Source organism: Usitatibacter rugosus, assembly GCF_013003965.1.
Taxonomy (GTDB): domain Bacteria; phylum Pseudomonadota; class Gammaproteobacteria; order Burkholderiales; family Usitatibacteraceae; genus Usitatibacter; species Usitatibacter rugosus.
This window is the reverse complement of sequence record NZ_CP053069.1, coordinates 2948495-2967978: the sequence shown is the minus strand read 5'-3', so window position 1 is coordinate 2967978 and position 19484 is coordinate 2948495. Positions and strand designations below refer to the sequence as shown.

Annotated in this window: 18 protein-coding genes and 1 tRNA gene; 12 read left to right on the top strand and 7 right to left on the bottom strand. The window is 66.4% G+C overall.

Annotation, left to right across the window (positions count from 1 at the left end):
* Nucleotides 1-4: 4 nt before the first annotated feature.
* The 7 genes from priB (at nucleotide 5) to radA (ending at nucleotide 5949) form a co-directional block, all read left to right on the top strand.
* Entirely contained in the window at nucleotides 5-310 is a 306-nt protein-coding gene (priB, locus tag DSM104443_RS13995; RefSeq protein WP_171093234.1) for a primosomal replication protein N, read from the top strand.
* A 3-nt stretch (nucleotides 311-313) separates the two neighbouring features.
* Nucleotides 314-610, top strand: coding sequence for a 30S ribosomal protein S18 (gene rpsR / locus DSM104443_RS13990; RefSeq protein ID WP_171093232.1), 297 nt, complete (start codon nucleotides 314-316; stop codon nucleotides 608-610).
* Nucleotides 611-624: 14 nt separating this feature from the next.
* Nucleotides 625-1077 carry a 50S ribosomal protein L9 gene (gene rplI / locus DSM104443_RS13985; RefSeq protein ID WP_171093230.1) on the top strand — a complete coding sequence of 151 codons (453 nt, stop codon included), beginning with the start codon at nucleotides 625-627 and terminating at the stop codon, nucleotides 1075-1077.
* A gap of 224 nt (nucleotides 1078-1301) precedes the next feature.
* A complete protein-coding gene (gene dnaB, locus DSM104443_RS13980) occupies nucleotides 1302-2711 on the top strand; it encodes a replicative DNA helicase (RefSeq protein ID WP_171093228.1) in 1410 nt (469 codons plus the stop codon).
* Between the two features lie 4 nt (nucleotides 2712-2715).
* Nucleotides 2716-3783 (top strand): alanine racemase, encoded by a 1068-nt coding sequence (gene alr / locus DSM104443_RS13975; protein WP_171093226.1) that lies wholly within the window; start codon nucleotides 2716-2718, stop codon nucleotides 3781-3783.
* Entirely contained in the window at nucleotides 3780-4586 is an 807-nt protein-coding gene (locus tag DSM104443_RS13970; RefSeq protein ID WP_171093224.1) for a hypothetical protein, read from the top strand. The genes alr and DSM104443_RS13970 overlap by 4 nt, the downstream gene beginning before the upstream one ends.
* A gap of 1 nt (nucleotide 4587) precedes the next feature.
* On the top strand, nucleotides 4588-5949 hold the full coding sequence (gene radA / locus DSM104443_RS13965; protein ID WP_171093222.1) for a DNA repair protein RadA: 1362 nt from the start codon (nucleotides 4588-4590) through the stop codon (nucleotides 5947-5949).
* Nucleotides 5950-6026: 77 nt separating this feature from the next.
* Here radA and DSM104443_RS13960 read toward each other — a convergent pair whose 3' ends face one another.
* From DSM104443_RS13960 to hpnC, 7 genes are all read right to left on the bottom strand, one after another.
* The gene (locus tag DSM104443_RS13960; protein WP_171093220.1) at nucleotides 6027-7391 is read right to left on the bottom strand and encodes a serine/threonine protein kinase; all 1365 of its coding nucleotides are present in this window, start codon (nucleotides 7389-7391) and stop codon (nucleotides 6027-6029) included.
* Nucleotides 7392-7399: 8 nt separating this feature from the next.
* Entirely contained in the window at nucleotides 7400-8290 is an 891-nt protein-coding gene (locus DSM104443_RS13955) for a TssQ family T6SS-associated lipoprotein (protein WP_171093218.1), read from the bottom strand.
* Entirely contained in the window at nucleotides 8287-9615 is a 1329-nt protein-coding gene (locus DSM104443_RS13950) for a nucleotidyl cyclase domain-containing protein (RefSeq protein ID WP_171093216.1), read from the bottom strand. The genes DSM104443_RS13955 and DSM104443_RS13950 overlap by 4 nt, the downstream gene beginning before the upstream one ends.
* Nucleotides 9616-9751: 136 nt before the next feature.
* Nucleotides 9752-10504, bottom strand: a complete 753-nt coding sequence (locus tag DSM104443_RS13945) for an SDR family NAD(P)-dependent oxidoreductase (RefSeq protein ID WP_171093214.1) — start codon at nucleotides 10502-10504, stop codon at nucleotides 9752-9754.
* Entirely contained in the window at nucleotides 10501-11829 is a 1329-nt protein-coding gene (hpnE, locus tag DSM104443_RS13940) for a hydroxysqualene dehydroxylase HpnE (protein ID WP_171093212.1), read from the bottom strand. Before hpnE ends, DSM104443_RS13945 begins: the two co-directional genes overlap by 4 nt.
* Nucleotides 11826-12659: a presqualene diphosphate synthase HpnD gene (gene hpnD, locus DSM104443_RS13935; RefSeq protein WP_171093209.1), complete on the bottom strand. Its 834-nt coding sequence runs from the start codon at nucleotides 12657-12659 to the stop codon at nucleotides 11826-11828. The genes hpnE and hpnD overlap by 4 nt, the downstream gene beginning before the upstream one ends.
* A complete protein-coding gene (hpnC, locus tag DSM104443_RS13930) occupies nucleotides 12656-13471 on the bottom strand; it encodes a squalene synthase HpnC (protein WP_171093208.1) in 816 nt (271 codons plus the stop codon). Before hpnC ends, hpnD begins: the two co-directional genes overlap by 4 nt.
* 99 nt (nucleotides 13472-13570) lie before the next feature.
* On the opposite strand from hpnC, the gene DSM104443_RS13925 reads away from it, so the two are divergent.
* The 5 genes from DSM104443_RS13925 (at nucleotide 13571) to lon (ending at nucleotide 19478) form a co-directional block, all read left to right on the top strand.
* A tRNA-Leu gene (locus DSM104443_RS13925) sits at nucleotides 13571-13655 on the top strand.
* 72 nt (nucleotides 13656-13727) lie between these two features.
* A complete protein-coding gene (gene tig / locus DSM104443_RS13920; protein WP_171093206.1) occupies nucleotides 13728-15044 on the top strand; it encodes a trigger factor in 1317 nt (438 codons plus the stop codon).
* Between the two features lie 2 nt (nucleotides 15045-15046).
* Nucleotides 15047-15694, top strand: coding sequence for an ATP-dependent Clp endopeptidase proteolytic subunit ClpP (gene clpP / locus DSM104443_RS13915; protein WP_171093204.1), 648 nt, complete (start codon nucleotides 15047-15049; stop codon nucleotides 15692-15694).
* A 19-nt stretch (nucleotides 15695-15713) separates the two neighbouring features.
* Nucleotides 15714-16982 (top strand): ATP-dependent Clp protease ATP-binding subunit ClpX, encoded by a 1269-nt coding sequence (gene clpX / locus DSM104443_RS13910; protein WP_171093202.1) that lies wholly within the window; start codon nucleotides 15714-15716, stop codon nucleotides 16980-16982.
* Between the two features lie 90 nt (nucleotides 16983-17072).
* A complete protein-coding gene (gene lon, locus DSM104443_RS13905) occupies nucleotides 17073-19478 on the top strand; it encodes an endopeptidase La (protein WP_171093199.1) in 2406 nt (801 codons plus the stop codon).
* The last annotated feature ends 6 nt before the right edge of the window (nucleotides 19479-19484 follow it).

The following is a 19484-nucleotide window of genomic DNA, read 5'->3' as shown; positions in this document are numbered from 1 at the left end:
AAGGGTGGATCGCAACCAGCTCCTCCTCGACGCCGAGATCCTCGACGTGGGCCCCGTACGGGCTACGCCGGGCGGAGTCGATACCGTCGCCTTGCGGCTGCGGCATGTCTCCGAGCAGGTGGAGGCGGGTGGGGCAAGGACGGTCGAGGTCACGATCGACGCTTCGGGGTTCGGCACAGTCGCCCCCAGGCTCGGCGCCCTCGGCAAGGGCCAGCGCATCGCGGTGAAGGGTTTCCTCACCAAGCGCAGTGCCCGAAGCGACATCCCGGTCCTGCACATCAACGAATTCAAGATCATCGATACGGAGTGAACCATGCCCAGACCCGCACCCCGCGGCAAAGGTAAAGGCAAAGGGAAGTTCGGCAAGGACGGCAAGAAACCGCAGAATCGCGGACTGTTCCGTCGCCGGAAGTTCTGTCGCTTTACCGCAGAGAACATCAAGTGGGTGGACTACAAGGACATCGCCATCCTCAAGGACTTCGTGAACGAGAACGGAAAGATCATCCCGGCTCGCATCACCGGCACGAAGGCGAAGTACCAGCGCCAGCTGGGCATCGCCATCAAGCGCGCCCGCTTCCTCGCGCTGCTGCACTTCACCGACCTTCACTGAGAGGAGACACGAACATGCAAGTCATCCTCATGGAAAAAGTCGCGAACCTCGGCGCCCTGGGCGACGTGGTGAAGGTGAAGGACGGCTTCGCGCGCAACTTCCTCATCCCGCAAGGGAAGGCGAAGCGTGCGACGACGGCCAACCTGAAGGAATTCGAAGGCCGCCGCGCGGAGCTCGAGCGCAAGGCCAACGAGACGCTGACCGGCGCGCAAGACAAGGCCGCCAAGCTCGAAGGCACCAAGGTCGAGATCACGCAGAAAGCGGGCCCGGACGGCCGCCTGTTCGGTTCCGTGACCAACACGGATATCGCCGAGGCCCTCACGGCCGCCACCGGCATCGAGCTGAAGAAGGCCGATGTCCGCATGCCGGCCGGTTCGCTGAAGAACATCGGTGAGTTCCCGATCGTGGTCCAGCTGCACACGGATGTCCTCGCCAACGTCACCGTTCACGTGATCGGCGAGCAGTAACAGCACGCAAGTTGTTGAAAAGGGCCGCGGTTTACCCCCGCGGCCCTTTTGTTTTACCGGGGTTATCCACAATTTGTTAGTCACTCAATTAACAGGTTCCCCGCGCGCGTAGAGTCGGATCATCCACAGCCTTTTCCGTTGTCATGGAACCGACCAGAACGCACACTGCCCCGCTTGCGCGTTTCACCCGCATTCGCGCCCCGCTTCCAGAAAAAAACAACGCGATGCCGACCGTTCCCGCCAACGACCGTTTCCCCCCTCCTGGCTCCGTTCCGGGCGACATGCAGGTCGAATCACTTCGCCTGCCGCCACACTCGGTGGAGGCGGAACAAGCCGTCCTGGGCGGGCTGCTCCTCAGCAACCAGGCGTGGGACCGCATTGGCGACGTCATCACCGAGTCCGACTTCTACCGCCACGACCATCGCCTGATCTGGCGCACCGTCACGCGCCTGGTGGAGGACAACAAACCGGCGGACGTCCTCACGGTCTCGGAGGCGTTCAAGGTCAGCGGTGAGCTGCAGGAAATTGGCGGTCTCGCTTATCTCCACCAGCTCGCGACCGGCACGCCGAGCGCCGCGAATATTCGCCGCTACGCGGAGATCGTCCGCGAGCGCTCGATCATGCGGAAGCTGGCCGAGGTCGGCACCACCATCGCGGACAACGCCTATACGCCCTCGGGTCGTGAGGCGAAGCAGCTGCTGGACGAAGCGGAACAGAAGATCCTGGAGATCGGCGAGAAAGGCGGCCGTTCTTCGGAGAGCTTCCAGAAGATGTCGCTCGTGCTCTCCGAGGTGATGAACCGGCTGGATGAGCTGCATCGCAATCCGGCTGCCGTGACGGGTGTTGCTACCGGCTTTACGGATCTCGATGAAATGACGACGGGCTTGCAGGCCGGTGATCTCGTCATCGTTGCTGGCCGCCCGGCGATGGGCAAGACGTCGTTCGCGCTGAACGTCGCGGAGAACGTCGCGCTGGATCTCAAGCTCCCCGTCCTCGTCTTCTCGATGGAGATGGGCGGCACGCAGCTCGGTTTGCGCCTGCTGGGTTCCGTCTCGAAGGTCGATGCGCAGAAGCTCCGCACTGGCCGCCTCGACACGCAGGATTGGGACAAGTTAGGAGTGGCGCTCGGCAAGTTGAACGAAGCTCCGATCCTCATCGACGAAAGCGCGGCGTTGAACCCGCTGGAGCTTCGTTCGCGCGCCCGCCGCAAGTGGCGCGAATACGGCGGCCTCGGGCTCATCGTTGTGGACTACATCCAGCTCATGGTCGCTGCAGAAGGCGGCGTCGAGAATCGCGCCACGGAGCTCTCCGAGATCTCGCGCGGCTTGAAGTCGATGGCCAAGGAATTGAAGTGCCCGGTGATCGCGCTCTCGCAGTTGAACCGCTCCCTGGAGCAGCGGCCGAACAAGCGCCCCGTGATGTCGGACCTTCGCGAATCGGGCGCCATCGAGCAGGACGCGGACCTGATCATCTTCATCTACCGCGACGAGGTCTACGACGAGAACTCGCCGGACAAGGGCATGGCCGAGATCATCGTCGGCAAGCAGCGTAACGGCCCCATCGGCACCGTGAAGCTCACCTTCCTCGGCAAGCACACGCGCTTCGAGAACTACGCCGGCCCGTCCGGCTACTAGCCCCGTGGCACGCCCGATCCGCGCCACGATCTCGGGGCAAGCGCTGCGGCACAACTACGGTGTCGCCAAGCGCGCGGCTCCCCGCTCGAAGGTGATCGCCGTCGTGAAGGCGGATGGCTATGGCCATGGCCTCGCCCGCGTGTCGAAGGCGTTGAAGGACGCGGACGCCTTCGGCCTGATCGAGCCCGAGTACGCGGTTCGCCTTCGCGAGTCCGGCCTCTCGCAGGAGGTCCTGCTGCTCGAAGGCTTCTTCGAAGCGCGCGAGCTCCCCGCGATGGCGGCGGCCAGCATTGCGACGGCTGTGCACTCGGAAGAGCAGCTTCGCCACCTGGAAGCCTTCAAGGGCGGCAAGCTCGACACGTATTTCAAGATCAACACCGGCATGAACCGGCTCGGCTTCACGCCGGCCGCGGCACGTGCCGCGCTCGCTCGCCTGCAGGCTTGCGCCTCCGTGAAGTCCGTCACGTTGATGACGCACTTCGCCACCGCCGATGGTCCCGAAGGCATCGGCGAGGCCATGCGCCGCTTCAACGAGGTCACGGCCGGTTTGGTACTCCCCCGAAGCCTGGCCAACTCCGCGGCCATCTTCGCGCACCCCGAAACGCATGCGGACAAGGTGCGGGAGGGCATCGCGCTCTATGGCGCCACGCCGTTCTCCGACCGATCGGCCGAATCGCTGGGTCTCAAGCCCGCCATGACGCTCACCTCCGAGCTGATCGCGATCCAGGACCTCGCCGTGGGCGAGACCATCGGCTACGGCGCCACATACAAGGCCGCCGGTGCCCTGCGCGTCGGCGTCGTTGCATGCGGCTACGCGGATGGCTACCCGCGTCTCGCGCCTTCCGGAACGCCGATTGTCGTCGGCGGTGTCCGCACAAAGACGGTCGGCCGCGTTTCCATGGACATGATCACCGTCGACCTCACGCCCGTCCCGCAAGCCCGCGTCGGCACGCCCGTCGTGCTGTGGGGCGAGGGCATGCCCATCGACGAGGTCGCCACGTCGGCCGGCACCGTGGGCTACGAGCTCATGTGTGCCCTGGCGCCGCGTGTCGCAGTGGGCGAGGCGCCGTGACGAAGGATCGCCGCCCCGCCTCCGAAGTCCTCGCCCATACGCTCGCGGGTCGAGTGCGCCAGCGCAGAGGCATGGTTCGCTTCCACATGTTCCTGATCGTCGTGACGAGCGTCGCCATGGCCACGCTCGTCACCGCGGGCCTGCTGGCCGTCGGAGTCGACGCGCTCTGGAAGCGCTACCTGCCGGCCCTGCTCGTCGCCTATGGGACGTTTTTCCTCGGCGTCTGGGTCTGGCTGCACGTCACGAGCGTGGGAGCCGATCTGGGCATCGAAGCGACGGGTGCCAGGCGCGCACGCAAGTCGAAGTCGAGCGATCCCGGGCTCGACGCCGCGCCCGACATCGGTGACATTCCTTTGTCTCTTCCGACGCGCGTGGATGGCCCGGTTTTCCACGGGGGTGGCGGCACCTTCGACGGTGGCGGTGCCTCGTCGTCATGGGGAGATGGCGTCGTTGACGGGGTAGGTGACGCAGTCGGCTCCGCCTTCGACGACGAGGGCGGCTTCCTGCTCGTGATCGCCATCGCGCTCGTCGTCCTCGCCCTGGCGTTGCTCTTCGGCGCCGCCGGCTACGTGATCTACCAGGCGCCCGCGATCCTTTCCGAAGTCGTGTTCGAGCTCCTGCTCGCGCAGCCGCTCGCGCGCGGCATGGGCGCGATCGAATCGTCGCGCTGGTTCGGGGCGCTCTTCTCGCGCACCATCGGTCCCTTCCTCCTCGTGGCCGGCGGCATGCTGCTCTTCGCTGCCTTCGCCGCGTCCGTCGCACCCCAGGCCCGCACCGCGGGCGAAGTCCTGAGATCCCTCTGACATGGCGAAAGCGAAGACCCTCTACACCTGCACCGAATGCGGCGGCAACTCGCTCAAGTGGGCTGGCCAGTGCCCGCACTGCAGCGCGTGGAACACGCTCGTGGAAACGGTGGCGGAAGTGGCGCGCGCCGGCGGCCATCGTTACGCGGGTCTTGCCGCTCCGGCCGAGGCGGTCTCGCTGTCGTCGGTCGAAGCCAAGGATTTCCCGCGGCTTCCGACCATGGTGGGTGAATTCGATCGCGTGCTCGGTGGCGGTCTGGTCGAAGGCGGCGTGGTGCTGATCGGCGGCGACCCCGGCATCGGCAAGTCCACGCTGCTGCTGCAGGCCGCGGCCAAGCTCTCGGAAGTCGTGCCCGTGCTCTACGTGACCGGCGAGGAATCGGCGCAGCAGGTGGCGCTGCGTGCGAAGCGGCTCGACGTGAACGCCGCCAAGGTGATGCTGCTTCCGGAGATCGAGCTGGAGAAGATCCAGGCCGCGATCGTGAGCATGAAGCCGAAGGTCGCGGTGATCGATTCCATCCAGACCCTCTATTCCTCGGCGCTCACCTCGGCGCCCGGCTCCGTGGCCCAGGTGCGCGAGTGTGCGGCGCAGTTGACGCGCCTCGCCAAGCAATCCGGCACCACGGTGATCTTCATCGGCCACGTTACGAAGGAGGGCGCGCTTGCCGGCCCCCGGGTGCTCGAGCACATGGTCGACACCGTTCTCTATTTCGAAGGCGACACGCACACCAGCTTCCGCCTCGTGCGCGCGTTCAAGAACCGCTTCGGCGCCGTGAACGAGATGGGCGTCTTCGCCATGACGGAGAAGGGCCTGCGCGAGGTGACCAACCCCTCGGCGCTCTTCCTCTCGCGCCACTCCGAGGGCGTGTCGGGCTCGTGCGTGATGGTCACGCAGGAGGGGACGCGGCCGCTGTTGGTGGAGCTGCAGGCGCTGGTGGATGACTCGCATGGCGGCACCCCCAAGCGCCTCACCGTGGGCCTGGAGCAGAACCGCCTCGCGATGCTGCTCGCGGTCCTGCATCGGCACGCGGGCATCGCCTGCTTCGACCAGGACGTCTTCGTGAACGCCGTGGGGGGTGTGCGCATCGCGGAGCCGGGGGCGGATCTCGCGGTCACGCTCGCCATCGCCTCCAGCCTGCGCAACAAGCCGCTGCCGGATCGCCATGTGGTCTTCGGCGAGGTTGGGTTGGCGGGTGAGGTGCGGCCGGTGCAGCGCGGCCAGGAGCGCCTGAAGGAGGCCGCCAAGCTCGGCTTCACGCACGCGATCATTCCCGCGGCGAACAAGCCACGCCAGCCCATCGCGGGCCTCGAGATCATCACGGTGGAGCGGCTCGTGGAAGCCGTCGACTACGTCAGGAAGTGAGACGAATAAAGGGGTCAGGACAACTTATTCGTACGCTTCTTTTTTCGAATAAGTTGTCCTGACCCCTTTATTCGTCGTTACTTCAGGACGAGCGCGATCGCGAGTGCCACGGCGAGCACGAAAAGCACGACGATCGTGCCGATGGCCAGCATGCTGGTGCCGCCGGTTCCGATGCGCGTCTTCTGCGTGACCATGCCCGAAGGCACCGCGCGGGGGCGTGACACATCCGGATTCGGCAGGCGCACCTCCGGCTTGGGCGGGGGCGGCGGTGCTGCTGCCGCGGCGGCGGCGGCGGCGGCTTCGGCGGCGATCGCGAGCGGGCTGCCCGGCTCGATCTTGCCCTTGTACGCCCGCATCTTCTGCGTGACGGTGATGTAGTCGCGGAAGTCTTCCGTCTGGTTCGTCATCGCGGCGAGCCGCAGCGTCGCATCGAACGAATCGAAGGTCTTGTCGAGCGGCAGGGGCGAGGCGGTGTCGTCGCCCGCCGGCGCCTTGGGCGGAGGCTCCGGCGCAATAGGCTGCGTGCCCGTGTCGATCACCTTCTCGGACGGGGGCAGCGTCACCGGACGCGACGGCACGGGCGAGGAGGTGGCCTTCAGCGCCGAAGCAGGGCGGCCGTGGTCCATCTGGCGGCGGACCTCGCGGAGGTCGTCGCCGAGCTCCTTCACCGACTGGTAGCGGTCGTCGAGCGTCTTCGCCATCGCCTTGGCGACGATGAGGTCCAGCATCGCCGGGATGTTGCGGTTGTGGTGCGACGGCGGCACGGGCGTGGTGTTCACGGTCGCGTACATGATCGCGTTCACGTTGTCGCCGTCGAAGGGCGCCACGCCGGTGAGCGCTTCGTAGAGCACGACGCCGAGCGAGAAGGTGTCGCTCCTCGCGTCGATCGTCTTGCCGATCACCTGCTCGGGCGACATGTAGCGCGGCGAGCCGAGGATCAACCCCGTCATCGTCTTCACCGCCGAGTTGGGCAGGCGCGCGATGCCGAAGTCCGTGATCTTCGCGATGCCGCCGCGCATCACCATGATGTTCGAGGGCTTCACGTCGCGATGCACGATGTTCTGCTGGTGCGCGAACCAGAGGCCGTCGGCCACCTGAGAGATGATGTCCACCACCTGGTCGGCCGGAAGGAGCTTGCCGCTGGTGATGATGTCCTTCAGCTCCTGGCCTTCGAGGAACTCCATCGCCATGTAGGCGACCTGGTCGGTCTTGCCCACGTCGTAGATCGTGACGATGTTGGGGTGGTTCAGGCGCCCCGCGGCCTTGATCTCCTGCTGGAAGCGCGCCTCGTACTCCTCGAGCTCCTGGCGCGAGAGATTCAAGTTGATGGTCTTGATCGCCACCGTGCGGTCGATGATCGGATCGACGGCCTTGTACACGGTGCCCATGGCACCCTGCCCGATCTCCGAGATGACCTTGTACCTGCCCAGCGTCGAAATCATGCGTTTGTCTAGTTCTTCTTGGGGGGTGTGGCGCCCGCGGTCGGCGGTGCCGTCGCGGGTTTCTGGGCGGCCCTCTCCGCCTTGTCCTTCTCGGCCTTCTCACGTGCCGCCTTCTCGGCGACGAGCTTGCGGCCCTGCGCCTTGGCGGAGGCGAAGGTCTTGGTCCAGTTCGGGTGTCCCGCTTCGGCCGGCGTGAGGTCGAATTCGGGGTCGATGTCGTAGATCTTCACGAACTCGGCGCGGCAGGCGGGGTACTTGTCCTGCAGGCACAGGCTGAAGGCGAGGTGCTTCATGGCGCGCACCTGGTCGGCCTTGTCGCGCAGGCCTTCCTTGAGCGCGGACTCGTAGAGCCTCTGCGCCTCGACGTAGTCGCCGGCGTCGTACTTGACCATGCCGTCGGAGAGCATCTGCTCGGACTTGGAGAGCAGGATGCGCGGGCGCGACGCGGCCGTCGCGGCTTCGCGCTCGGCGATGAGCTGCGTGCGCACGCTCCGGTAGACCGGGCCCCAGATCGGGTGGCCGTCTTCGGCCGACGTGAGCGAGAAGTCGGGATTGATCTCGAAGGCCTTGCGGAACTCGTCGCGGCACTGCGCCTCGCGATTGGAGACGCAGTTGATCATCGCGAGATGCTTGCGGGCGTTGGATTGATCCACCTTCGAGAGCATGCCGTGCTCGAGCGAGGCGTTGAAATTCTTGGTGGCGTTCTCGAGGTCGCCCGTGTCGTACTGCTTCTGGCCGAGGGCGAGCTGCTCCGAGGCCCGGGCCCGCAGCGATGCCTCGGTGATCTGCGGCGAGACCGGCGCGGACTTGGAGTCGGCGGGCAGGAGCTTCTGCATGTCCGCGCACCCGGCTAGGAGCGCGAGGAAAGCCACGAACGGTGCGAGGGCGGGACGGTTCATTGGAAGCGGTGGCGCACGGTGATCTCGTCGCGCGCTTTGAGGTCGAGGGTTTCGACGTGGGCCGGGAAGCTCGTGTTGCGGATCTCGATCTTGTACTTGCCCGGGTCCAGCTTGAGGAACTTCATGGGCGGCACGACGCCGCGCGATTTGCCATTCACGAACACTTCGCCCCACGGCTGCACGGCGAACACGAGCGTGGCGGGAATGCCGGCGGGCTTGGCGGGATCGACGGGCTTGCCACCGTCCGCAGTCTTGCCGTCCGCCTTGGGATCGGCCTTCGGGGATTGCGCCCCGGCTTTCGCGGAAGCCGGATCGGCCTTCGCGGGATTGTTGTTCGCGGCGGGCACCTGGCCGGGCGTCGGCGCAGGCTCGAGCACCTTCGCGTCGGGACGCGTCTCGGCTTTCGGCTCGGCCGGCTTTGCGGGATCGGCGGCGGGAGGCAACTCGGCGGCCTTCGCAGGCTCGGGAAGCGGAAGCGCCTTCGCGGGTTCGGGCGCGGGCTTTGCGGGCTCGGCCGCGGCGGGCGCGGAGGCGACGACCTCGGGCTGCGACGGCGACTTCTTCGTGGCCACGAGCACGGACAGCACGATGACGAGCGAGGCCAGGCCGGCGGCCAGCATCGTGAGCTTCTTCTTGTCCTGCACGAAGCTCGGGATGGTGAGCGTGACGGTGGTGGTGCCGGTGGTGTTGATCTTGGGGCGCGTGACGGACGGGCTCGTGTTCGACGCGCGGTCCTGCATGCCGTCGCGCGCCTTCTGGATGGCGCCCTCGTGGTGGCCCACGACGTAGATCTCGTGTTCGCGCACGTGCTTGTCGGTGCGCGAGCCTTCGTACTGGAACAGCTTGGCGTATTCGCTGGCGAGGTTGCTCACCACGTCGTAGTACGAGCGCGAGACGACGATCTGCCCGGGGCGCGCGAAGCTCATGATGCGCTGCGCCACGTTGATGCCGTCGCCGATGATGTTGGGGTGCCCGTTGATGTCCTTCACGAGCTTCACGGGGCCGAGGTTGATGCCCATGCGCACGGAGTCGTCTCCGGAGGCCTCGACCATCGTGGCCGTCATGCTGTCTCGCACCAGCGCATCGCGGAGGGACAGCGTGACGAAGAGCGCGTCTTCCGGATCGCCGAGGAAGCTGATGGCCGCGCCGTCGCCCGTGTCGAGGATGATGCGGTCGTTGACCGGGATGTCCTTGATCGCTTCGGACAGGTTGTTCGTGAGGCTCGTCTTGAGGCGGATCTGCTCGGTGACGGGCTTCTTGGAATAGCCGACCAGGTCGATGAACACGACGCTGCAAATGAACGTTCGGTTGGCCTGATCAAGCATCGTGCGACCTTGGGTGACCTTGGGGTGGGGGCGGGGGCCGGCCTCTATTTATTTCTGGTAAAGCAACAACTTACAAGGCGAATTTCGGGCAATTCGTAGTTTATCCGATTCCCCGAGCGAGCGCCTGTCGACTGTGTCACATACGCAACGTCTTCCCGCTCGTGCCGTGGCTTTCTCGCCCCAGGAGGTACAGGAACGCGATCGCGACGGATTCGGCCGAGGGAAGCCGTGCCCGATCCTCTCCCGGATGGCTCACCGCGCGCTGCGGAGTATTCATGGGTCCGGGCACCAGAACATTCAGCCGCGGCGTCCCGGCCTTCTCCAGTTCCTCCGACCAGATGTGGGCGAGCGCCGGCAGCGCGGCCTTGCCCACGGCGAAGCCGCCCCAGAACGCCGCGGGGTCGAGGCCATGGGTCTCGCCCGTGAAGACGACGGAGGCGTCGGGCGCCGCCGAAAGCAGGGGAAGGCACGCCTTGGTGAGCGCGAAGGGTGCCGCGAGGTTCACGCGCAGCAGCGTGAGCCACTGGTCCAGCGTCTGGTGGGCGAGCGGCGAGAGAGGTACGAAGTGGCTCGCGCAATGCGCGATGCCGTCGAGGCGCTTCATCTCGCGGCGCAGCAGGTGGGCGAGCTGGTCGTACTCGGGCGTGTTCGCCTTCGCGAGATCGAAGGGGATCAGAACCGGATCGGCGCCGCCCGCGGCTTCGATGGCGTCGGCCGTGGCTTCGAGCTTCTTGGGCGTGCGTCCGAGAAGGGCCACCGTTGCGCCGTGGGCCGCGCAGGCGAGTGCCACGGCGCGCCCCAGGCCCTGGCCCGCACCGGTGACGAGGATGGCGCGTTCGGCGAGGAGGTCGGAAGGCGGCACGTAGCCGGGAGGAAGGGAGGTCGTCATCGTTGTGCGAGGTGGTCGATGGTGGTCCGGGCCGCGGAGATGCCGCTCCGCACCGCGCCCTCGAGGGTGGCGGGGTAGCCGCTGTCGGTGAAGTCGCCGGCGAGCACGAGGCCGGGCTCGGCCGTCTCGTTCGGCGGGCGGAAGGTGCCGGGCGTGCAGGCGAACGTGGCGCGGCGCTCGCTGATGGCCTTCGTCCACTGCGGCTGCGGCAGGGGGCCGAGGGCCGCGTTGATCTCGCGATGCGCAACGGTTGCGAGCACGTCCTGCTCGAGGCCCTCGTGCGGTCCGGACGCCGAGATCACGGCGGCGATCAGGCCTCGATGCCCGGAGATTGCCTCGCGGTCGAAGACCCACTGCACGTGGCCGCCGACCAATCCCACCATCGGGAAGGGCAGGCGCACGGGCGCGTCGTACTGGAGATAGACGGTCGTGATCGGCTCGTGGTCGATGTGCTGGAGGCGCGCGGTGAGCTCGTCCAGGCGCGACACGGGCTCGAGGAGCGCCGCGACTTGAAACGGCGCGACGGCGCACACCACGGCGTCGAAGGCGCGCGGGCCCGCGGCGGTGGTAACGCTCCACGCATCGCCGGCGCGCTCGACCGAGAGTGCGCGCACGCCGAGCGCGATCTCGGTGCCGCGTTCACCGAGCCACGCCAGCGCCGCATCGGGAAACAGCGCCGAGAGATCCACGCACGGGATCACGAGATCGGAATCGTCGCGCTTGCGGAACAGCGCGTCGCGCAGCACGTTGGCGAAGACCTGCGCGTCGGCCTGCGCGACGGGCGTGTTGAGCGCGGCGATGCAGAGCGGCTCCCACAGCAGCTCGCGCACCGCGGCGGGCTGCGCATGGCGCGTGAGGAAATCGCCGACCGTGATGCCTTGCGGCACGCGAAACGACGCTCGCTGCAGCGCACGTGCCATGCGGATGGCCGCGAAGCGCTCGCCCCACGTGAGTCCTTTCGCCGTGACCAGCGCCACCGCGAGATGGAAGGGCGCGGGCAGCCGCGGCGCGGAGAGTGCCAGCCGGCCGGGGATGCGAAGCGTGAGCGGGCGGCGCTGGATCGCGGAGTCGGGCACGCCGACATCGCGCATCAGGGCGAGCGTGTCGCGGTACGCGCCCAGCAGCAGGTGCTGGCCGTTGTCGAGCAGCATGCCGCGATACTCGACGCGACGGGCCCTGCCGCCCGCCGTGCGGTTCGCCTCGAAGAGCGTGACGTTCCACCCCTCGCGCACCAGCGTCACGGCCGCGGCGAGGCCGGCGTAACCGGCGCCGACGATCGCGACTCGCTTGGGGGAGGGCGCTCGGCCGCCGCGTGCGGCGGTCACGTCCCCACCCACGTCTTCCACGCGATCCAGAGCTTGCGCAGCGGTGTCAGCGCGATGCGCCGGTCGAGCACGTCGAAGTTGTCGCGGCGGATTTCGTCGAGGAGCGTGCGGTAGATCGCGGCCATGATCAGGCCCGCGCGCTGGTCGCGCTTGTCCCCGGGTGCCAGCTTCGAGAACGCGAGGTCGTAGTACGACTCGGCGCGCTGCGCTTGAAAAGCCATCATCGTGCGAAACGCGTCGCCCCCGCGGCGCTGCAGGATGTCTTCGGGCGTGAGCCCGTGGCTCGCGAGCTCGTCGACCGGCAGGTATACGCGCCCGCGGCGCGCGTCCTCGCCCACGTCGCGGATGATGTTGGTGAGCTGGAAGGCGATGCCGAGGTTCTCCGCGTACTCGAGCGTCGAGGGCTCGCGGAACCCGAAGATCGAGGCCGAGAGCTGGCCCACGACGCCGGCGGCGCGATGGCAGTAGAGGCGCAGCGACTCGAAGTCGGCGTAGCGGCGATGGGTGAGGTCCATCTCCATGCCGTCGATGATCTCGTTCATGCGGCCCGCGTCGAGGCCGAACGTCGCGGCAAACGGCGCCAGCGCCTTGGTGACCGGATGCTGCGGCTGGCCCGAGAAGAGGTTTGCGACTTCCGTGCGCCACCACGCGAGCTTCGCGCGGGCGATATCGGTCTCGTGCACCTCGTCGACGATGTCGTCGACCTCGCGGCAGAACGCGTACAGCGCCGTGATCGCCCGCCGCCGCTCGGGCGGGAGGAACAGGAAGCTGTAGTAGAAGCTCGAGCCGCTCTGCGCGGCTTTCTGCTGGCAGTATTCGTCGGGGGTCATGTGCGGCGCGCGAATGCCCGCGCGAGGATCACGAGCCAGTCCGCCTTGCCGAGGACCGGCCGATGGCGGAACACGTCGCCCGCCACGGCCTCGATCTTATCGAGAATCCGTTCCCCTCCGGCGACAACCGCGCGAATTTCGAGGCCCATCCGGCCCGGCAGCGCATGGCCGAGCGGGGCGCCCGAGCGCATCAGCGCCCGCGAGCGCTCGCACTGGAAGGCCATCACCTTGCGCCAGGCGTCGTCGACGCGCGCTTCGCCGATCGACGATTCCGGAACACCGAAGCGCACGAGATCTTCCTGCGGAATGTAGACACGGCCCTTCTGCCAGTCGACGGCCACGTCCTGCCAGAAGTTGATGAGCTGCAGGCTGGTGCAGATCGCATCCGACTGCGAGAGGCTGCGCGCATCAGTGCGGCCGAAGAGATGCAGCAGCAGGCGACCGACGGGATTGGCCGAGCGGCGGCAGTAGTCGAGCAGGTCGGGGTAGGTCGCGTAGCGCTTTGTCGTCACGTCCTGCGAGAAAGCGTCGATGAGATCGCGGAAGAGCTGGACCGGAAGGTGATGCTCGCGGATCGCACGGCCGGCGCGCTCGAAAGGCGGGTAGGGGACGTTGCGCCCCGCCTCGATTTCATCCAGCGCGCGCGAGTATTCGGCGAGGCCCGCCAGGCGCGTCGCGTCGTCGGCGTCCCCCTCGTCGGCGATGTCGTCCGCCCCCCGGGCGAAGCCGTAGATCGCCTCGACGGGCTCTCGCATCGGGGCGGGCAGCAGCCACGAGGCAACGGGGAAATTCTCGTAGTGGTCGACGGGCAAGGGCGGCGCGAAGCTTTTGAATTTTCAAGATTATATCGGTGGCCGGGCGGTTTTCGACCCGTGCCGGAGGGCCCTGCTTTGGGGTATAATTTCGCGACCGCGAAAGTGGCGGAATTGGTAGACGCACTGGATTTAGGTTCCAGCGCCGAAAGGTGTGTGGGTTCGAGTCCCTCCTTTCGCACCAGGTCGCTTCACCCGGGTAGTGCCCGGCCCGCCCCTCGCGGAGGCATGAGGGAAAACCAACAAGGAAAACGATATGCAGCAGGCAGTCCAGAACACGTCCAGTCCGCTCGAGCGCAACCTCACGGTGTCGGTGCCCATCGCCGACCTCGAGAAGGAAATCGCCACGCGGTTGAAGAAGCTCGCGCAGACCGTCCGCATGGAAGGGTTCCGCCCCGGCAAGGTGCCGCTCAAGATGGTCGAGCGCCACTACGGCTACCAGATCCGCCAGGAAGTGCTGAACGACTCCGTGCAGCAATCCTTCATCGACGCCGTGAAGAGCCAGAACTACCGCGTCGCCGGCTATCCGCGCTTCCAGCCGGTGCAGGCCGGCCAGGCCGGAGCGCAGCCCACCAGCGTCGATTTCACCGCCACCTTCGAGGTCTACCCCGAAGTGAACATGGGTGACCTCGCCGGCACCGAGCTCTATCGCCCGGCGCTCGCCGTCGGCGACGAGAACGTCAACAAGACGCTCGAGACGCTTCGCAAGCAGCGCGCCACGTTCGAGAACGTCGCCCGCGCTGCCCAGACCGGCGACCTCGTGAACCTCGATTTCCGCGGCACGATCGCCGGCAACGCCTTCGAGGGCAACGAGGCGAAGAACTTCGCCGTCGTCCTCGGCGAGAACCGCATGCTCCCCGACTTCGAGTCCAACACCGTGGGCATGAAGGCCGGCGAGACGAAGACCTTCACGCTCAAGTTCCCCGACGACTACGCCGATCCGGTGAAAGGCCAGCAGGCCGAATTCACCGTCACGGTGAACTCCGTGTCCGAGCCGAAGCTGCCCGCCGTCGATGCCGATTTCGCCCGCCAGCTCGGCGTGGAAGACGGCGACGTGGAGCGCCTCAAGCGGGAAGTGCGCGACAACGTCCAGAAGGAAGTCGACAAGCGCGTGAAGGCCCGCGTGAAGGAGCAGGTGATGGATGCGCTCGCGGCCGCCGCGGCGTTCGACCTCCCGCGCTCGCTGATCGACCAGGAAGTCCAGCAAATGCAGCAATCCGCGATCGAGGAGTTGAAATCCCGCGGAATGACCACCAATCAGATGACGTTGCCCGCGGATCTCTTCACCGAGCGGGCGACCCGCCGCGTCAAGCTGGGCCTGCTGCTCCAGGACCTCGTCCGCCGCCACGACCTCACCCCGCGCCCCGAACAGGTGCGCTCGATGGTCGAGTCGCACGCCGAGAGCTACGAGCACCCGGAACAGCTCGTTCGCTGGTACTACGCGGAAGATTCGCGCCTCGAAGATGTGCGCGCGCTCGTGGTGGAGGACAACGTCGTAGAATGGGCTCTCGGCAAGATGAAGGTCTCCGACCAGCCCGTGGCCTTCGACGAACTCATGGGAACGAAAGCCTAGACATGTTCATCAAGCACGCAAGCGAGTACGAGGAGCCGGAAGGCCTGGGGTTGATCCCCATGGTCATCGAGCAGTCGGGTCGCGGCGAACGTGCCTACGACATCTACTCGCGCCTCCTCAAGGAACGCATCATTTTCCTGGTCGGCCCGATCGGCGACGGCATGGCGAACCTCATCGTGGCGCAGATGCTCTTCCTCGAGAGCGAGAACCCCGACAAGGACATCCACATGTACATCAACTCGCCGGGCGGCAGCGTCTCGGCGGGCCTGGCGATCTACGACACCATGCAGTTCATCAAGCCGGACGTGACCACGCTCTGCACGGGCCTGGCCGCCAGCATGGGCTCGTTCCTGCTCGCCGCGGGCGCCAAGGGCAAGCGCTTCTGCCTGCCCAACTCGCGCGTGATGATCCACCAGCCTTCGGGCGGCTTCTCCGGCCAGGCCTCGGACATCGAGATCCACGCCAAGGAGGTGCTGTACCTCAAACGGCGCCTGAACGAGATGCTCGCCAAGCACACCGGCCAGCCGATCGAGACGATCGAGCGCGACAGCGATCGCGATCGTTTCATGAGCTCGGAAGACGCGGTAAAGTATGGTCTGATCGATCGGGTGCTCCAGAGCCGCACCGAAGCGGCCGCCCTCGCCACCTGACGATCGCGCAAGAGGAAACATGACGGAAAAGGTCGGCGGCGAAAAGCTCCTCTACTGCTCCTTCTGCGGCAAGAGCCAGCACGAGGTCCGCAAGCTCATCGCGGGCCCCTCGGTCTTCATCTGCGACGAGTGCATCGATCTCTGCAACGACATCATCCGCGAGGAGGCCACGGCCGACACCTCGCAGAAGGCGCAGAAGTCCGACCTCCCCAGCCCGCACGAGATCTGCGAGATCCTCGACCAGTACGTCATCGGCCAGGTCCAGGCCAAGAAGATCCTCTCGGTCGCGGTCTACAACCACTACAAGCGCCTGAAGACCGGCGGCAAGCAGGATGAGGTCGAGCTCTCCAAGTCGAACATCCTGCTGATCGGCCCCACGGGCTCGGGCAAGACGCTGCTCGCGCAGACGCTCGCCCGCCTGCTGAACGTCCCCTTCGTGATCGCGGATGCCACGACGCTTACCGAAGCCGGCTACGTCGGCGAGGACGTCGAGAACATCATCCAGAAGCTGCTGCAGAAGTGCGACTACGACGTGGAAAAGGCCCAGCGCGGCATCGTCTACATCGACGAGATCGACAAGATCTCGCGCAAGAGCGACAACCCGTCGATCACCCGCGACGTGAGCGGCGAGGGCGTGCAACAGGCGCTCCTGAAGCTGATCGAGGGCACGATCGCGAGCGTCCCGCCCCAGGGCGGCCGCAAGCATCCGAACCAGGAGTTCGTGCAGGTCGATACCACGAACATCCTCTTCATCTGCGGCGGTGCCTTCGGCGGCCTGGAGAAGGTCATCCAGAACCGTTCGGACCGCTCCGGCATGGGCTTCGGCGCCCAGGTGCGCTCGTTGAACGACCGCCAGGAATTGAACGCGCTCCTGCACGACGTGGAGCCCGAGGACCTCATCAAATACGGCCTCATCCCGGAATTCGTCGGCCGGCTGCCCGTCGTGGCGGTGCTGGACGAGCTGGATGCCGGAGCCCTGGTGAAGATCCTCACCGAGCCGAAGAACGCGCTCGTGAAGCAGTACCAGAAACTGCTGGCGATGGAAGGTGTCGAACTCGAATACCGCGAGAACGCCCTCCATGCCATTGCAAAACGCGCGCTCGAGCGCCGTACCGGCGCCCGCGGCCTGCGGTCGATCATCGAGCACGCCTTGCTCGACATCATGTTCGACCTCCCGTCCCTCTCCAACGTCCAGAAAGTGGTCGTGGACGAGGGCTGCATCAACGGCGACGCGAAGCCGCTGCTCATCTACTCCGACCAGCCTAAGGTCGCGAGTGGGCAGCAATAGGCGCGCCCCGCCTTCCAGTAGTCCCTCCGCGGGGCTTGCGGGGTCGCCCCGCCGCCCCCACGTCTTTGCAGCCAACTCCAGGAAACCTCGATGACAACCCCTTCCGCTGATTCCCGCGTCCTGCCGCTGCTGCCGCTGCGCGACGTGGTCGTGTTCCCCCACATGGTGATTCCGCTGTTCGTGGGCCGGCCGAAGTCGATCAAGGCGCTGGAAGCCGCCATGGAGGAAGGCAAGAACGTCGTGCTGGTGGCGCAGAAGTCGGCCGCCAAGGACGAGCCCTCGCCCGAGGATCTCTACGGGGTCGGCACGGTCTCCACCATCCTGCAGATGCTGAAGCTGCCCGACGGCACGGTGAAGGTGCTGGTCGAGGGCGTGCAGCGCGCGCGCATCGTCGCCGTGCTCACCGAGAAGCCGAATTTCGAAGCCGAGATCGACCTCGTGAACGTGGACGAAGCGGATTCCACGGAAATCGAAGCCATGCGTCGCACGCTGCTGGCGCAGTTCGACCAGTACGTAAAGCTGAACAAGAAGATCCCGCCCGAGGTCCTCACCTCGCTGTCGGGCATCGACGGCGCCGGGCGTCTTTCGGACACCATCGCCGCTCACCTGCCGCTCAAGCTCGAGCAGAAGCAGCAGATCCTCGAGATGCTCGCCACCGGCCAGCGCCTGGAGCAGCTCCTCCAGCTCCTCGAGACCGAGATCGACATCATGCAGGTCGAGAAGCGCATCCGCGGCCGCGTGAAGCGCCAGATGGAGAAGTCGCAGCGCGAGTACTACCTGAACGAGCAGGTGAAGGCGATCCAGAAGGAGCTCGGCGATTCCGAGGAAGGCGCCGATCTCGACGAGCTGGAGAAGAAGATCAAGTCCGCGCACATGCCGAAAGAGGCGCGTGCGAAGGCCGAGTCCGAACTGAAGAAGCTCAAGTTGATGTCGCCCATGTCCGCGGAAGCGACCGTGGTCCGCAACTACATCGACACGCTCGTGGGCCTGCCGTGGAAGAAGAAGTCCAAGGTCTCCACGGACCTCAAGAATTCCGAGAAGATCCTCGACGCCGACCACTACGGCCTGGAGAAGATCAAGGAACGCATCGTCGAATACCTCGCGGTGCAGCAACGCGTCGAGAAGCTGAAGGCGCCGATCCTCTGCCTCGTGGGTCCCCCCGGCGTCGGCAAGACCTCGCTGGGACAATCGATCGCGCGAGCGACCAACCGCAAGTTCGTCCGCATGTCGCTGGGCGGCGTGCGCGACGAAGCCGAGGTTCGAGGCCACCGCCGCACGTACATCGGTTCGATGCCGGGCAAGATCCTGCAGAACATGACGAAGGTTGGCGTGCGTAACCCGCTCTTCCTGCTGGACGAAGTCGACAAGATGGGCATGGACTTCCGCGGCGATCCTTCCTCGGCGCTGCTGGAAGTGCTCGATCCCGAGCAGAACCACACCTTCACCGACCACTACGTCGAGGTGGAGTACGACCTCTCCGACGTGATGTTCGTCGCCACCGCCAACACGCTGAATATCCCGGCGCCGCTGCTGGACCGCATGGAGGTGATCCGCCTCTCGGGCTACACGGAAGACGAGAAGGTCCACATCGCCAAGCAGTACCTGCTGCCCAAGCAGTTCAAGGCGAACGGCGTGAAGGACGGCGAGCTCAACGTCACGGACTCCGCGCTGCGCGACATCACGCGCTACTACACGCGCGAGGCGGGCGTGCGCGGCTTCGACCGCGAGCTGGCCAAGATCACGCGCAAGGTGATCAAGTCCATCCTCACGAAGAAGAAGGACGGCCAGCACGTCACCGTCAACTCCAAGAACCTCGACAAGTACCTGGGCGTGCGCAAGTACACCTACGGCATCGCGGAGAAGGAGAACCAGGTGGGCCAGGTGACCGGCCTCGCGTGGACGGAAGTCGGCGGCGAGCTCCTCACCGTGGAAGCCGTGAAGCTCCCCGGCAAGGGCAACACCGTCACCACCGGCAAGCTGGGCGAGGTGATGCAGGAATCGATCAAGGCCGCCATCTCCGTCGTGCGCGCGCGCGCCAAGCGCCTGGGCGTGGCCGAGGACTTCTGGCAGACCATGGACCTCCACATCCACCTTCCCGAGGGCGCCACGCCGAAGGACGGCCCGTCGGCCGGCATCGGCATGGCCACCGCCATCGTCTCCGTGCTGACCGGCATCCCGGTCCGCTGCGATGTCGCGATGACGGGCGAGATCACCCTGCGCGGCGAAGTGCTGCCGATCGGCGGCCTCAAGGAGAAGCTGCTCGCGGCCCACCGGGGCGGCATCCGCACGGTGCTGATCCCGAAAGAGAACGTGAAGGACCTCCAGGAAATCCCCGACGAGGTGAAGAGCGCGATCGAGATCGTGCCGGTCCAGTGGTTCGACGAGGTGCTCGAGCGCGCGCTGGAATCGCAGCCCACGCCGCTGCCCGAGTCGGCCTCGCCGCCGCCGGCACCGGCGCCCGCGGCCGACGTGCGCCCGATCGTGACCAAGCACTGAGCCCGG

What these genes read in the sequence shown, in the direction of transcription:
- DSM104443_RS13950 (WP_171093216.1), bottom strand. Translation starts at nt 9,615, where the DNA reads ATGCTTGATCAGGCCAACCGAACGTTCATTTGCAGCGTCGTGTTCATC.
- hpnD (WP_171093209.1), bottom strand. Translation starts at nt 12,659, where the DNA reads ATGACCCCCGACGAATACTGCCAGCAGAAAGCCGCGCAGAGCGGCTCG.
- radA (WP_171093222.1), top strand. Translation starts at nt 4,588, where the DNA reads ATGGCGAAAGCGAAGACCCTCTACACCTGCACCGAATGCGGCGGCAAC.
- DSM104443_RS13955 (WP_171093218.1), bottom strand. Translation starts at nt 8,290, where the DNA reads ATGAACCGTCCCGCCCTCGCACCGTTCGTGGCTTTCCTCGCGCTCCTA.
- dnaB (WP_171093228.1), top strand. Translation starts at nt 1,302, where the DNA reads ATGCCGACCGTTCCCGCCAACGACCGTTTCCCCCCTCCTGGCTCCGTT.
- clpP (WP_171093204.1), top strand. Translation starts at nt 15,047, where the DNA reads ATGTTCATCAAGCACGCAAGCGAGTACGAGGAGCCGGAAGGCCTGGGG.
- DSM104443_RS13945 (WP_171093214.1), bottom strand. Translation starts at nt 10,504, where the DNA reads ATGACGACCTCCCTTCCTCCCGGCTACGTGCCGCCTTCCGACCTCCTC.
- rpsR (WP_171093232.1), top strand. Translation starts at nt 314, where the DNA reads ATGCCCAGACCCGCACCCCGCGGCAAAGGTAAAGGCAAAGGGAAGTTC.
- tig (WP_171093206.1), top strand. Translation starts at nt 13,728, where the DNA reads ATGCAGCAGGCAGTCCAGAACACGTCCAGTCCGCTCGAGCGCAACCTC.
- rplI (WP_171093230.1), top strand. Translation starts at nt 625, where the DNA reads ATGCAAGTCATCCTCATGGAAAAAGTCGCGAACCTCGGCGCCCTGGGC.
- clpX (WP_171093202.1), top strand. Translation starts at nt 15,714, where the DNA reads ATGACGGAAAAGGTCGGCGGCGAAAAGCTCCTCTACTGCTCCTTCTGC.
- DSM104443_RS13960 (WP_171093220.1), bottom strand. Translation starts at nt 7,391, where the DNA reads ATGATTTCGACGCTGGGCAGGTACAAGGTCATCTCGGAGATCGGGCAG.
- lon (WP_171093199.1), top strand. Translation starts at nt 17,073, where the DNA reads ATGACAACCCCTTCCGCTGATTCCCGCGTCCTGCCGCTGCTGCCGCTG.